The sequence below is a fragment of the Citrobacter sp. RHBSTW-00986 genome (assembly GCF_013783065.1).
Lineage (GTDB): Bacteria > Pseudomonadota > Gammaproteobacteria > Enterobacterales > Enterobacteriaceae > Citrobacter > Citrobacter braakii.
This window is the reverse complement of the sequence record NZ_CP056200.1, coordinates 4,780,566-4,794,804: the sequence shown is the minus strand read 5'-3', so window position 1 is coordinate 4,794,804 and position 14,239 is coordinate 4,780,566. Positions and strand designations below refer to the sequence as shown.

General features: G+C 51.1%; 12 protein-coding genes and 2 pseudogenes. 8 read left to right on the top strand and 6 right to left on the bottom strand.

Going from position 1 to position 14,239, the window contains the following annotated elements:
• Positions 1 to 66 precede the first annotated feature (66 nt).
• The 3 genes from HV345_RS23085 (at position 67) to dsbA (ending at position 2,039) form a co-directional block, all read left to right on the top strand.
• Positions 67 to 336, top strand: coding sequence for a YihD family protein (locus HV345_RS23085; protein WP_003028616.1), 270 nt, complete (start codon positions 67 to 69; stop codon positions 334 to 336).
• A 76-nt stretch (positions 337 to 412) separates the two neighbouring features.
• On the top strand, positions 413 to 1,399 hold the full coding sequence (locus HV345_RS23080; RefSeq protein ID WP_046275259.1) for a serine/threonine protein kinase: 987 nt from the start codon (positions 413 to 415) through the stop codon (positions 1,397 to 1,399).
• 16 nt (positions 1,400 to 1,415) lie between these two features.
• On the top strand, positions 1,416 to 2,039 hold the full coding sequence (gene dsbA, locus HV345_RS23075; protein ID WP_016155156.1) for a thiol:disulfide interchange protein DsbA: 624 nt from the start codon (positions 1,416 to 1,418) through the stop codon (positions 2,037 to 2,039).
• Between the two features lie 13 nt (positions 2,040 to 2,052).
• Here dsbA and HV345_RS23070 read toward each other — a convergent pair whose 3' ends face one another.
• Positions 2,053 to 2,913 (bottom strand): acyltransferase, encoded by an 861-nt coding sequence (locus HV345_RS23070; RefSeq protein ID WP_223949845.1) that lies wholly within the window; start codon positions 2,911 to 2,913, stop codon positions 2,053 to 2,055.
• On the opposite strand from HV345_RS23070, the gene HV345_RS26540 reads away from it, so the two are divergent.
• Both HV345_RS26540 and polA read left to right on the top strand, forming a co-directional pair.
• Positions 2,807 to 3,142: a hypothetical protein gene (locus HV345_RS26540; RefSeq protein ID WP_019077950.1), complete on the top strand. Its 336-nt coding sequence runs from the start codon at positions 2,807 to 2,809 to the stop codon at positions 3,140 to 3,142. The genes HV345_RS23070 and HV345_RS26540 overlap by 107 nt on opposite strands.
• Before the next feature lie 215 nt (positions 3,143 to 3,357).
• On the top strand, positions 3,358 to 6,144 hold the full coding sequence (polA, locus tag HV345_RS23065; protein ID WP_181636104.1) for a DNA polymerase I: 2,787 nt from the start codon (positions 3,358 to 3,360) through the stop codon (positions 6,142 to 6,144).
• Positions 6,145 to 6,477: 333 nt separating this feature from the next.
• On the opposite strand, the gene yihA is transcribed toward polA, so the two are convergent.
• Positions 6,478 to 7,110 carry a ribosome biogenesis GTP-binding protein YihA/YsxC gene (gene yihA / locus HV345_RS23060; protein ID WP_005121851.1) on the bottom strand — a complete coding sequence of 211 codons (633 nt, stop codon included), beginning with the start codon at positions 7,108 to 7,110 and terminating at the stop codon, positions 6,478 to 6,480.
• 209 nt (positions 7,111 to 7,319) lie between these two features.
• On the opposite strand from yihA, the pseudogene HV345_RS23055 reads away from it, so the two are divergent.
• The 3 genes and pseudogenes from HV345_RS23055 to hemN all read left to right on the top strand — a co-directional run bounded on the left by HV345_RS23055 (position 7,320) and on the right by hemN (position 9,745).
• A pseudogene (locus HV345_RS23055) lies at positions 7,320 to 7,568 on the top strand (hypothetical protein).
• A gap of 105 nt (positions 7,569 to 7,673) precedes the next feature.
• Positions 7,674 to 8,183 (top strand): Der GTPase-activating protein YihI, encoded by a 510-nt coding sequence (yihI, locus tag HV345_RS23050; RefSeq protein WP_019077947.1) that lies wholly within the window; start codon positions 7,674 to 7,676, stop codon positions 8,181 to 8,183.
• Between the two features lie 188 nt (positions 8,184 to 8,371).
• Positions 8,372 to 9,745 (top strand): oxygen-independent coproporphyrinogen III oxidase, encoded by a 1,374-nt coding sequence (gene hemN, locus HV345_RS23045; protein ID WP_016157864.1) that lies wholly within the window; start codon positions 8,372 to 8,374, stop codon positions 9,743 to 9,745.
• Between the two features lie 87 nt (positions 9,746 to 9,832).
• On the opposite strand, the pseudogene HV345_RS23040 reads toward hemN, so the two are convergent.
• The 4 genes and pseudogenes from HV345_RS23040 to glnA all read right to left on the bottom strand — a co-directional run bounded on the left by HV345_RS23040 (position 9,833) and on the right by glnA (position 14,141).
• A pseudogene (locus HV345_RS23040) lies at positions 9,833 to 9,944 on the bottom strand (YshB family small membrane protein).
• A gap of 113 nt (positions 9,945 to 10,057) precedes the next feature.
• Entirely contained in the window at positions 10,058 to 11,467 is a 1,410-nt protein-coding gene (gene glnG / locus HV345_RS23035; protein WP_016155162.1) for a nitrogen regulation protein NR(I), read from the bottom strand.
• Positions 11,468 to 11,478: 11 nt separating this feature from the next.
• Positions 11,479 to 12,528 (bottom strand): nitrogen regulation protein NR(II), encoded by a 1,050-nt coding sequence (gene glnL / locus HV345_RS23030; RefSeq protein WP_016155163.1) that lies wholly within the window; start codon positions 12,526 to 12,528, stop codon positions 11,479 to 11,481.
• A gap of 203 nt (positions 12,529 to 12,731) precedes the next feature.
• Complete coding sequence (gene glnA / locus HV345_RS23025) at positions 12,732 to 14,141, bottom strand: glutamate--ammonia ligase (protein WP_003028638.1); 1,410 nt, start codon at positions 14,139 to 14,141, stop codon at positions 12,732 to 12,734.
• Positions 14,142 to 14,239 lie beyond the last annotated feature (98 nt).

Genomic DNA, 14,239 nt, shown 5'->3' with positions numbered 1-14,239 from the left:
TATCGCCTCTTTTAATGTGGGATTGACCCTGCTAACGTATCTGTATTGAGCCTAAGGAGCACAACCATGAAATGTAAACGTCTGAATGAAGTTATTGAACTCCTCCAGCCGGCCTGGCAGAAGGAACCCGATCTTAACCTGATGCAATTTTTACAGAAACTGGCGCAAGAGTCAGGTTTTGACGGCGAACTGGCGGATTTAACTGATGACATTCTGATCTATCACCTGAAAATGCGTGACTCGGCGAAAGATGCCGTCATCCCAGGTATTCAGAAAGATTATGAAGAAGATTTTAAAACCGCACTACTCCGCGCACGTGGCGTAATTAAAGAGTAAAAGCTTGTAATCGCCACCACCGAAAGCGCTGCGAAATGATATCCTGAATCATTCGTAGTATTTTCCGGATGATGGGATGAACGACAACGCTTTTAATTTCCAGACGCTACACCCGGATACCATCATGGATGCACTGTTTGAGCAGGGGATCCGGGTGGACTCCGGGCTTACCCCGCTTAACAGCTATGAAAACCGTGTCTATCAATTCCAGGACGAAGACCGTCGACGCTTTGTCGTTAAGTTTTATCGCCCTGAACGTTGGTCCGTCGATCAGATCCAGGAAGAGCACCAGTTTGCTCTGGAACTGGTAAGCGATGAAGTCCCGGTAGCTGCACCGCTGGTACTAAGCGGCCAAACGCTGTTAAGCCATCAGGGTTTCCATTATGCGATCTTCCCCAGCGTCGGCGGGCGGCAGTTTGAGGCCGACAATATCGATCAGATGGAGGCGGTGGGGCGCTATCTGGGGCGTATGCATCAGACCGGATGCAAGCGTACTTTTGCCTTTCGCCCGACGATTGGCCTTGAAGAATACCTGACTGAGCCACGTAAACTTTTTGAACACGCACAGTTGATCCCATCAGGGCAAAAAGCGGCTTTCCTGAAGGCAACGGATGCGCTTATCGCGGTCGTTACCGAACGCTGGCATGCACGTTTTACCACGTTACGTCTGCACGGTGATTGTCATGCCGGTAATATTCTGTGGCGCGATGGTCCGATGTTTGTCGATTTAGATGATGCCCGCAATGGCCCGGCTGTTCAGGATTTATGGATGCTCCTCAATGGCGATAAAGCTGAACAACGCATGCAGCTTGAAACCATTATCGAGGCTTATGAAGAGTTTAGTGAGTTCGACACCTCTGAAATCGGACTGATAGAACCTTTACGCGCTATGCGTTTAGTTTATTATCTTGCCTGGCTAATTCGACGTTGGGCTGACCCTGCTTTTCCAAAAAACTTCCCGTGGTTAACCGGGGAAGATTACTGGCATCGTCAGACCGCGACTTTTATTGAGCAGGCAAAAATTCTGCAAGAGCCCCCCTTACAATTAACGCCAATGTATTAATCGGAGAAATTTTAACATGAAAAAATTATGGCTGGCGCTGGCTGGTATGGTTTTAGCTTTTAGCGCATCTGCAGCGCAGTTCCAGGATGGCAAACAATACATCACTCTGGAAAAGCCTGTTGCGGGTGAACCGCAAGTGTTGGAGTTCTTCTCCTTCTACTGCCCGCACTGCTATCAGTTTGAAGAAGTTCTTCACGTCTCTGATAACGTGAAGAAAAAACTGCCTGAAGGCACCAAGATGACCAAGTACCACGTCGAGTTTCTGGGGCCTTTGGGCAAAGATCTGACGCAAGCTTGGGCCGTTGCTATGGCGCTGGGCGTTGAAGATCAAGTAACCGTTCCGTTGTTTGAAGGTGTTCAGAAAACCCAGACCGTTCAGTCTGTAGCTGATATCCGTAAAGTGTTTGTCGACGCGGGTATTAAAGGTGAAGACTATGATGCGGCATGGAACAGCTTCGTGGTGAAATCACTCGTGGCGCAGCAGGAAAAAGCGGCGGCTGATTTACAGCTGCAGGGCGTTCCGGCAATGTTCGTGAATGGCAAATATCAGGTAAATCCGCAGGGCATGGATACCAGCAGCATGGATATCTTTGTACAACAGTATGCGGATACCGTGAAGTATCTGGTTGGTCAGAAGTAAAAGCAAAAGCCGGTCACTTGTGCTGACCGGCTTTTTCATTTGAGGCTTTAATCGCGTCGAGCTGCGCGTCTTTCTCACTCCACAGCGTATTAAGCCACAGCTGAAACCGACGCTTGAATCCCTTATCGTTGACGTAATCACCGTGTAACTCTTCATGAATTGGCTCCAGATTTACCCGCACGACAATACGCGTTAGCTTACCGCTCAGCATATCGTAGAACGGTCGGCTGCTGTTTTCCGGATAGCACAACGTGACGTTCAACATTTTATCGAACTGCGACCCCAGTACGTTCAATGCCATCGCAATACCGGCCGCCTTTGGAGGGAGCAAGTTTTGATAAGGAGAGCGGGTTTGCTCACATTTCTCTTTGGTAAAGCGTGAACCTTCGACAAAATTCACAATAGTTGTCGGGTGTACGCGAAACTTCTCGCAGGAACGACGCGTTGTTTCGACATCTTTACCGCGCCGTTCTGGATGACGGAGCAGGTAGCCACGCGAATAGCGTTTCATAAACGGCATATCCAGCGCCCAGCAGGCCAGGCCAATAAAGGGCACCCAGGCCAGTTGTTGCTTGAGGAAATATTTATTCATGGGGATGTGCTTACGGAACAGAACGCAAAGCACAACGATGTCAGCCCAGCTGTAATGGTTACAAATGAGCAGATACCAGTTTTTCTTGCTAAGACCTTCCAGCCCCTCGACATCCCACTTCAGTCGCGGATTGAGGTGTAGCAGTAGCGCCAGACCTTCACACCAGCAGTACATCATGAAATTACAGAAGACAGAAACCTTGCGCCAGACAACGGGAACGGGCAAAAGGAGTTTTACAACCCCGGCAAGGATGATCGGCACAGAACAAAAAATCGTGACCAATATGGTCAATACGATACTCAGCAACAGCGTTATCGCAGCGAGTATTCTCGTCATAATTAAATTATTCAAAAGGTTAGCCATAGATAGTGCGCTAAAGAGGCGCAAGGGGCTGATTTTATCAGAAAACGAACCAAATGATGGATCTTCCCTGAATAGAAAAAAAGGGAATATCTATCCACATCAGGATATAAGCTGTATAAATGGAATAAAATGCTACGCATTTATTTAAGCTTCTGAAATATATGTACAAAATAAATGATGTGTTAATTTTATTGCTATATTTAAAGAGCTGAAAATTATTTATTCACAAAGTTATCCACAGTCTTCTTTGCGAGCAAAGCAGAAGATCTACAAAAGTTTTTCGACAAATGCGGCGAAAAACTCATGTTTTCATCCTGTCTGTGGCATCCTTTACCCATAATCTGATAAACAGGCACGGACATTATGGTTCAGATCCCAGAAAACCCACTTATCCTTGTAGATGGCTCCTCTTACCTGTATCGCGCATACCATGCGTTCCCGCCGCTGACCAACAGTGCAGGAGAACCTACTGGCGCGATGTATGGTGTCCTCAACATGCTGCGTAGCTTGATTCTGCAATATCAGCCGACCCATGCTGCGGTGGTATTCGACGCTAAGGGTAAAACCTTCCGTGATGAGTTATTCGAACACTACAAGTCACACCGCCCACCCATGCCGGACGATCTGCGTGCGCAGATTGAGCCTCTGCATGCGATGGTAAAAGCGATGGGGTTGCCACTGCTGGCTGTTTCGGGCGTGGAAGCAGACGATGTCATTGGTACGCTGGCGCGGGAAGCAGAGAAGGTGGGGCGTCCGGTGCTGATTAGCACTGGTGATAAAGATATGGCTCAGTTGGTGACGCCGAATATCACCCTGATCAACACCATGACCAATACGATCCTCGGCCCGGATGAAGTGGTGAATAAATATGGTGTTCCACCAGAACTGATCATCGATTTCCTGGCGCTGATGGGGGATTCCTCAGATAACATCCCAGGCGTTCCTGGCGTAGGTGAAAAAACCGCGCAGGCTCTGCTGCAGGGGTTGGGGGGGCTGGATACCCTCTATGCTGAATCAGACAAAATCGCGGGGCTGACTTTCCGTGGTGCGAAAACTATGGCGGGCAAACTTGAGCAGAATAAAGAGGTAGCGTACCTCTCTTATCAATTAGCTACCATCAAAACGGATGTTGAACTGGAGTTGACCTGCGAGCAGTTGGAAGTACGTCAGCCGGCAGCGGATGAACTACTTGGCCTGTTTAAACAGTACGAATTCAAGCGTTGGGTTACTGACGTTGAAGCGGGTAAATGGCTACAGGCGAAAGGAACGAAGCCGGCGGCAAAACCACAGGAAACTATCGCCGTCGATGAAACGCCTGAGGGGCCGGCCACGGTTCTCTCGTATGATAACTATGTGACAATTCTGGATGAAGCGACGCTGGAAGAGTGGATTGCGAAGCTGAAAAAAGCGCCTGTCTTTGCCTTCGATACAGAAACTGACAGCCTGGACAACATCTCCGCGAATCTGGTTGGCCTGTCTTTTGCCATTGAACCGGGTGTGGCTGCATATGTTCCTGTTGCCCACGATTACCTGGACGCCCCCGATCAGATCGCTCGCGACCGCGCGCTGGTATTGCTGAAGCCGCTGCTGGAAGATGAGAACGCGCATAAAGTCGGGCAAAACCTGAAGTACGATCGCGGTATCCTGGCGAACTATGGCATTGAACTGCGTGGCATCACCTATGACACCATGCTCGAATCCTACATTCTTAACAGCGTCGCTGGCCGACACGATATGGACAGCCTGTCGGACCGCTGGCTGAAACATAAAACCATCACCTTTGAAGAGATCGCCGGAAAGGGCAAAAACCAGCTGACCTTTAACCAGATAGCGCTGGAAGAAGCCGGACGTTATGCTGCGGAAGATGCCGACGTTACGCTACAGCTCCATCTCAAAATGTGGCCAGAATTGCAGCAGCATAAAGGACCGCTGAACGTCTTTGAAAATATCGATATGCCGCTGGTTCCTGTTTTGTCTCGCGTTGAGCGCAATGGTGTGAAAATCGATCCGGCTGTTCTGCACAAACATTCAGAAGAGCTGACGCTGCGTTTGAACGAGCTGGAGCAAAAAGCGCACGAGATCGCCGGAGAAGCGTTTAACCTCTCTTCCACCAAGCAACTGCAAACTATCCTGTTTGAAAAGCAGGGTATTAAGCCGCTGAAGAAAACCCCTGGCGGCGCGCCATCAACGTCGGAAGAGGTACTGGAAGAGCTCGCGCTTGATTACCCATTGCCGAAAGTGATCCTGGAATATCGCGGCTTAGCAAAACTGAAGTCGACCTATACGGATAAGCTTCCGTTGATGATTAACAAGAAAACCGGGCGCGTTCACACCTCCTATCACCAGGCGGTGACCGCTACCGGGCGCTTATCATCTACGGATCCAAACCTGCAGAACATCCCGGTACGTAATGACGAAGGTCGTCGTATTCGTCAGGCGTTTATTGCGCCAGAAGACTACGTGATTGTCTCCGCAGACTACTCACAGATTGAGCTGCGTATCATGGCGCATCTCTCGCGTGATAAAGGTCTGCTTACCGCATTTGCCGAAGGGAAAGATATTCACCGCGCAACGGCTGCGGAAGTCTTTGGCTTACCGCTGGATTCCGTGACTGGTGAACAACGCCGCAGCGCGAAAGCCATCAACTTCGGTTTGATCTACGGGATGAGTGCCTTTGGTTTGGCGCGCCAGTTGAATATTCCGCGTAAAGAAGCACAGAAGTACATGGACCTCTACTTCGAACGCTACCCTGGCGTGCTGGAATATATGGAACGCACCCGTGCACAGGCAAAAGAGCAAGGTTATGTCGAAACGCTGGAAGGGCGTCGTCTCTATTTACCGGATATTAAATCCAGTAATGGCGCTCGTCGCGCTGGTGCAGAGCGCGCGGCAATTAACGCCCCGATGCAGGGTACTGCCGCAGACATTATCAAACGAGCCATGATTGCGGTGGACGGGTGGCTGCAAACCGAGCAACCACGTGTGCGCATGATCATGCAGGTACACGATGAACTGGTGTTTGAAGTGCATAAAGATGACCTCGAAAGCGTCTCTAAAAAGATCCATCAACTGATGGAAAACGAGACCCAGATTGATGTGCCGTTGCTGGTGGAAGTCGGTAGTGGCGAAAACTGGGATCAGGCGCACTAAGGGTTTACTGAATAACGCCCCTTTTTCGTAACTAAGCAACATAAGATAGAACTTTTTGTGATGTCCATTAGAATTCCCTATGTAAGGAATGAAAAAAAATTACAAAAAGTGCTTTCTGAGCTGCTCAAAAAAGAGTAAAGTTATTCACGTAGGGTACAGAGGTAAGATGTTCTATCTTTCAGACCTTTTACTTCACGTAATCGGATTTGGCTGAATATTTTAGCCGCCCCAGTCAGTAATGACTGGGGCGTTTTTTATTGTGCGAAAGAAAAGTTTCGCACAGGCTGTAGGCCGGGTAAGACGCGCAACGGCGCTATCCGGCATATCGGTGGGTTATTCCCCGTCCTGCATCTCTTCAATCGGCGCCAGTTCACTAAACCAGCTATCCAGCTTCTGCCGAAGTTTGTCCACGCCCAGTTTTTTCAGTGATGAAAATGCTTCTACCTGTACATCACCGTTAAATGCCAGTACGGCTTCACGTACCATATTCAACTGGGCTTTGCGCGCACCGCTGGCCAGCTTGTCTGCTTTAGTCAGCAGTACCAGAACCTGAACGTTGCTCTCAACCGCCCACAAGATCATCTGCTGATCGAGGTCTTTTAGTGGGTGACGAATATCCATCAATACCACCAGACCTTGCAGGCTCTGACGTTTTTCCAGATATTCAGCCAGCGCGCGCTGCCATTTGCGCTTCATCTCTTCCGGAACTTCGGCATAACCGTATCCTGGTAAATCGACCAGGCGTTTGCCGTCAACGACTTCAAACAAGTTGATGAGCTGAGTACGACCCGGCGTTTTAGATGTACGCGCCAGACTCTTTTGATTCGTCAGGGTATTTAGCGCACTGGATTTGCCTGCGTTGGAACGGCCAGCAAAAGCCACTTCGATACCGGTATCGGAAGGTAAGTGGCGAATATCAGGCGCACTCATCACAAAGTGCGTCTGTTGATAATTCAAGTTAGTCAAAGCAGTCCTCTCCATCAATCAGGGCTTTGCAGCGATTATACCTGAACCCCAGCAAAAGGCTGGTTTTTCGACGCGTAGGCTATGTAAGTAAAAACCTCGCACTTTGTGAGACATTGCCGATAGTTTCTATACGAGATGACAGAGTAAAAAATGACGTAACCAAAATAAATCATATAGTTAAGATAAGGCACTATTCTTAAAGTCCGAAATTGTTACCTAGGTTACTTGTACGTTTAAACCAAAGCGGTAAAGTAACGCCCATAGCGAGGAAGCTGACAGGATAGTCGACTCAGGATGAGGGTCAGGAGCGCCAGGAGGCGAAGACACAGGATTGTCAGGGAGACAAACGTCCGGAGACGTTAGTAAAAGGAAATGGAAACAACACGGAATGTTTCAGGCTAAGGGAAAAACAGGGTGTGTTGATAGCCAACAAGGATTGTAGAGCCCGTAAGGGTTGAGAGTCAGGAAAAAAGGCGACAGATTACTCTGTCGCCTTTTTTCTTTATTTCTGCTAGATTCCGGCGCAATTATATACTGAATAAAACAGCCAAAGACGAATCATGATGAAACCAACTTCTACACCACGCGGTAAAGGTCCTGCAAAAGCGCGTCGTAAAACACGCGAAGAAATTAATCAGGAAGCTCGCGACCGTAAGCGCCAGAAAAAACACCGTGGTCATGCGGCGGGTAGCCGTGCGTCCGGTAGCGAAGGCGCATCTGGTGGCGGAAACCAAAATAAGCAAAAAGATCCTCGTATTGGCAGCAAAAACCCCATTCCATTGGGCGTGACCGAAAAAGTCACCAAACAGCACAAACCGAAGAGTGAGAAACCTATGCTTTCACCACAGGCTGAGTTGGATTTACTGGAAACGGATGAGCGCCTGGATGCGCTGCTGGAGCGTCTTGAAGCAGGAGAAACCCTGAGCGCGGAAGATCAGACCTGGGTTGATGCCAAGCTGGACCGCATCGATGAGCTGATGCAAAAGCTGGGTCTTTCTTACGATGACGAGGAAGAAGAGGAAGAGGAAGAAAAGCAGGAAGACATGATGCGTCTGCTGAAAGGCGGCAACTAACGGTTTTACACCGTGGGTCTTCCCGTCCTGCTTATAACCCTTCCGGTTATATGTTATCTGGTGTGGTTATTCGTTAAACTACAGCGGTTGTCGCGGCGACAGAAGTGGCTGCGCAACCGGCTTATCACCCGCACTGGGGTTAAGCCGGTACGCCGTACCCGCCAGAGACGCCATCGGAAGGAGTGAGCATGTCAGAGCAGTTAATAGACTGGGACCTGGCCCTGATCCAGAAATATAACTATTCCGGGCCACGATATACCTCGTACCCGACCGCGCTGGAGTTTTCTGAAGACTACGGCACAGAAGCATTTCTAAAGGCCGTGGCGCGTTATCCTGAGCGTCCGCTCTCGCTGTACGTTCACATCCCGTTCTGCCACAAACTGTGCTACTTCTGTGGCTGCAACAAGATTGTGACTCGCCAGCAGCATAAAGCAGATCAATATCTCGATGCCCTGGAACAAGAAATTATCCATCGCGCACCGCTGTTCGCCGGACGCCATGTCAGCCAGCTGCACTGGGGCGGCGGCACGCCAACGTATCTGAATAAAGCGCAAATCAGCCGTTTGATGTCACTGCTGCGTGGCAATTTCAACTTTAACGACGATGCCGAAATCTCGATCGAAGTGGATCCGCGTGAAATCGAGCTGGATGTTCTTGATCATTTACGCGCTGAAGGTTTTAACCGTTTGAGCATGGGAGTGCAGGACTTCAACAAAGAAGTCCAGCGCCTGGTGAACCGTGAGCAGGATGAGGAGTTTATCTTTGCGCTGCTGAATCATGCGCGGGAGATTGGCTTTACCTCAACGAATATCGATCTTATTTATGGCCTGCCAAAACAGACGCCAGAGAGCTTCGCCTTTACCCTGAAACGCGTGGCTGAGCTGAATCCAGACCGTCTGAGCGTTTTTAACTACGCGCACCTGCCGACGCTGTTTGCTGCCCAGCGCAAGATTAAAGATGCCGACCTGCCCAGCGCGCAGCAGAAGCTGGATATCCTGCAGGAGACCATCTCTTCACTGACCGAAACTGGCTATCAGTTCATTGGCATGGATCACTTTGCCCGCCCGGATGACGAACTGGCCATTGCTCAACGCGAGGGCGTTTTGCATCGCAATTTCCAGGGTTATACCACCCAGGGGGATACCGATCTGCTGGGGATGGGCGTATCGGCCATCAGTATGATTGGCGACAACTACGCGCAGAATCAGAAAGAGCTGAAGCACTATTACCAGCAGGTAGACGAGCAGGGGAATGCGCTGTGGCGCGGAATTGCCCTGACCCGCGACGACTGCATTCGTCGGGATGTTATTAAGCTCCTGATCTGCAATTTCCGCCTCGACTATGCCGCCGTGGAACAACAATGGGATCTGAACTTCGCTGACTATTTTGCCGAAGACCTGAAACTGCTGGCGCCGCTGGCGAAAGATGGGCTGGTGGATGTGGATGAGAAGGGGATTCAGGTTACGCCGAAGGGGCGTCTGCTGATTCGTAATATTTGCATGTGCTTCGATGCATATCTGCGCCAGAAAGCGCGTTTGCAGCAGTTCTCGCGCGTTATTTAGCCGGGTTGCCCGGTGGCGCTTCGCTTACCGGGCCTACGAAATCTCAATACGTAGGTCGGGTAAGCGAAGCGCCACCCGACAAACCCGCTAGCTGAACAGCCCAACCAGCGCCGCACACAGCACGGCGGCAACCGCAGTTTGTGGCGTATGGCTTTCAACCGCACCGCTGCGATAGCAGATTTATCATTGATTCCAGCATGATGACTTCCCCCCCGTTTGCCGGGCACGATCATACTTAACTCATCGGAACAGTAAAGCGCAAAATAGCAGCAATTTGCGCTCAATTATCAATCTTTACACAGTGACCGATCGTCACTCCATTCCGAGTTCTTTTAACTTTCGCGTCAAGGTATTACGGCCCCAACCGAGCAGCCGTGCCGCTTCCTGTTTATGCCCCTGGGTATGGCGTAGCGCGGTGGTCAACAGCGTGCGCTCCATCTCCGGTTGAGCCTCTGAAAGCAGGTTTTGATGACCGGAACGTAATGCCCGATCCGCCCACTGTGCCAACAGGGTTGCCCAGCTGTCTGGCTGCATATGGGACGGTGCGTCAGGCACGGTGGTTTCAAACAGTTCGGTCGGTAAGTCCTGAATGAGTACTTCCTGTCCGGCGGCCATTACGGTTAACCAGCGACAGGTATTCTCAAGCTGACGCACGTTTCCCGGCCATGACAGACGGGTGAGCGCCGCCTCGGTTTCAGTGTGTAATTGCTTGGCTTCTACTCCCAGTTCGCGGGCGGCCTCCTGCAGGAAATGACGCGCCAGGCGTGGGATATCTTCCCGACGTTCGCGCAGTGGCGGCAGATGCACCCGGATGACGTTCAGGCGATGGAATAAGTCCTCACGGAATTTGCCTTCCTGCACCCGCAGTTCCAGGTTCTGGTGCGTAGCGGCGATAATACGTACGTCCACCTTCACAGGCGCATAACCGCCAACGCGGTAAAACTGTCCATCGGCTAATACGCGCAATAAACGTGTCTGCACGTCCAGCGGCATATCGCCAATTTCATCGAGGAACAGCGTGCCGCCGTCTGCCTGTTCAAAGCGCCCCTGACGAATCGTATTCGCCCCGGTAAACGCCCCTTTTTCATGGCCAAACAGCTCAGACTCGATCAAATCTTTCGGAATAGCAGCCATGTTCAGCGCGATAAACGGTGCTTTGACGCGCGGGCTATGACGGTGCAACGCATGGGCGACCAGCTCTTTACCGGTCCCGGACTCTCCGTTAATCAATACGCTGATTGAAGAACGGGACAGGCGACCAATAATGCGAAAGACGTCTTGCATTGCCGGTGCTTCGCCGATGATGTCGGTTGTTGGGCCGTTGATCTGAACATTACGCGGTTGCTGCTGTTCCTGATAATGGCTGATGGCGCGTTCGACCAGCGCCACGGCTTCATCAATATCAAAAGGTTTGGGCAGATAATCAAACGCCCCTTGCTGGTAGGCGCTGACGGCAGCATCCAGATCGGAGTGTGCGGTCATTATGATGACCGGAAGCATTGGATGCCGCTGTTTGATCTGTTTTAACAGCGTCAGGCCGTCCATGCCCGGCATGCGGATATCCGACAGCAGTACGTCCGGCGTTTTGCTGGCCAGCGCGTCCAGTACCTCTTTACCACTCTCAAATGTAGTGCAGCTTAGTCCTGCCCCTGCGAGCGCACGTTCAAGCACCCAACGGATGGAACTATCGTCATCAACTACCCAGACTATTCCTCGTTGCATAAACGTCACCTTTATTTCCTGATAGGCAGGTAAACCGAGAACTCGGTATGACCCGGCCAACTGGTAAATTCAATTTTGCCGGAATGTTGATCAATCAAATTACGGGCGATGGATAATCCAAGGCCGGTACCGCCTTCGCGACCGCTGACCATTGGGTAGAACAGCGTGTCCTGCAAATGCGAGGGAATTCCCGGGCCGTTATCCTCAACATCAATCCGCGCCGCCAGACGATAACGCATACCGTGCAGCGTGAGCTGAAACGCGGTGCGGGTACGCAGAATAATTTCGCCGCCTTCCGGTCCCAGCGCCTGCAAAGCATTGCGCACGATGTTCAGCAAAACCTGCTCGATCTGGTCCGGGTCGTGCAGTAATTCAGGCAGACTCGGGTCGTAATCACGAATCAGCGTGACGTTTTCCGGCAGCTCCATCGAGACCAGCGCTACCACGCGCTCCGCCACTTTGTGAATACTTTCCGTGACGTGCATTCCCGGCTGTTGCGGTCCCAGCAAACGGTCGACCAGATTACGTAGGCGGTCGGCCTGCTCAATAATGACTTTGGTATATTCGGTCAGCGCCGGGTCCGGAAGCGCTTTACTGAGCAGTTGCGCCGCGCCGCGTAATCCACCCAGCGGGTTTTTAATTTCGTGCGCCAGGCCACGCACCAGATCGCGGGCAGCAATCTGCTGGGCGTGCTGGAGCTGTTCCTGGCTCAGACGGCGCTGGTTATCCATTGGCGCCATCTCCAGCAGGATAAGGCCATCAGGCAGCCTCTGAGCGGTCACAGAGAGGATGTGTGAGTGGCTATCTATCACCAGCGTCACTTCGTTATCCGTAAAGCCCTGGCCTGCTTCCAGGCTCTCTCGCATCAGCCCGATGTTTAAGGAGAAATAACTCAACAGATCCGGAAGTGGGGTACCAAACAGTTTGCGGGAGCTTTGGGCGAGCAGCTGTTGTGCCGCCGGGTTGGCGTAATGTACCGCCAGCTCATCGTCGACGAGTAAGATGCTGTTGATTAAAGAATTGAGGATCTGCCCAGCATCGGGCAGCGTGCCGGTTGCCATTCAGCAGTCTCCTGAAAAGTGTTGCACCAATTTAGTGCATTATAGCTTTTTACATCAAAAAAGCGCGAGGAAGCAGGTTGTTAGTGGAGAAAAAAGCCCATCCTGGGATGGGCTAAAAGTTCCACGGCAACTTAAAGACTCTATATTTTTCTTGCTACAGCCGCGTGGGTCGCAACAAGAAATCTACGGAGTATTGGTACTAATTAAACGCTGTAGTACAGCTCAAACTCTACCGGGTGCGGAGTCATACGCACGCGGTCATCTTCTTCGCGACGCAGCGTAATGTACGCATCGATCGCTTCATTGGTGAACACGCCGCCTGCAGTCAGGAACTCACGGTCCAGATCCAGTTCTTTCAGTGCTTCTTCCAGAGAACCAGCAACCTGTGGGATCTCTTTCGCTTCTTCCGGCGGCAGGTCGTACAGGTTTTTATCCATGGCTTCGCCCGGGTGGATCTTGTTCTTAATACCGTCAAGACCCGCCATCAGCAGTGCTGCGAAGCACAGGTACGGGTTAGCAGCCGGGTCCGGGAAACGCACTTCGATACGACGCGCTTTCGGAGAAGCCACTACCGGAATACGGATAGAAGCAGAACGGTTACGGGCAGAGTAAGCCAGCATTACCGGCGCTTCGTAGCCTGGGACCAGACGCTTGTAAGAGTTGGTGGTTGGGTTAGCCAGGGCGTTGATCGCTTTAGCGTGTTTGATTACGCCGCCGATGTAGAACAGCGCCTGCTCAGACAGACCCGCATATTTGTCGCCAGAGAACAGGTTTACGCCGTTCTTGGACAGAGACATGTGGCAGTGCATACCGGAACCGTTATCGCCAAACATAGGTTTTGGCATAAAGGTCGCGGTTTTACCGAAACGGTGAGCGACGTTGTGAACCACATATTTGTAGATCTGAATTTCGTCCGCTTTTTTGGTCATGGTGTTAAAGCGGGTCGCGATTTCGTTCTGACCTGCGGTCGCCACTTCGTGGTGATGCGCTTCAACAACCAGGCCCATTTCTTCCATGATCAGACACATGGTAGAACGGATGTCCTGAGAAGAATCTACCGGAGGAACCGGGAAGTAACCGCCTTTCACGCCAGGACGGTGACCTTTGTTACCACCTTCGTATTTGGTGGAGGAGTTCCATGCGCCTTCGATGTCATCGATAGCCACGTGGGAACCGGAAATGGACGCGCCGAAACGGATGTCGTCAAACAGGAAGAACTCTGGCTCAGGCCCGAACAGAACGGTGTCTGCAATGCCGGTAGAACGCAGATACTCTTCAGCGCGTTTAGCGATGGAGCGCGGGTCGCGGTCGTAGCCCTGCAGCGTACCTGGTTCCAGGATATCGCAACGGATGATCAGGGTGGACTCTTCATAGAACGGGTCGATAAGTGCAGTAGACGCATCTGGCATCAGAACCATGTCTGATTCGTTAATGCCTTTCCAGCCACCGATTGAGGAGCCGTCAAACATTTTGCCTTCTTCAAAGAATTCGGCATTTACCTGATGAGCAGGAATAGTGACGTGCTGTTCTTTACCTTTGGTATCAGTGAAGCGTAAATCAACAAACTTCACTTCGTGTTCGTTCAGCATCGTCAAAACGTGTTCAGCGGACATACTTACTCTCCCGGATTGGTCATGGTCGTCGTGGTAACGAAGTCTTCAATTCTGCAAAAAATTGGCCGTGTCGCCGTAAAAAATATAAAGCGAAATCT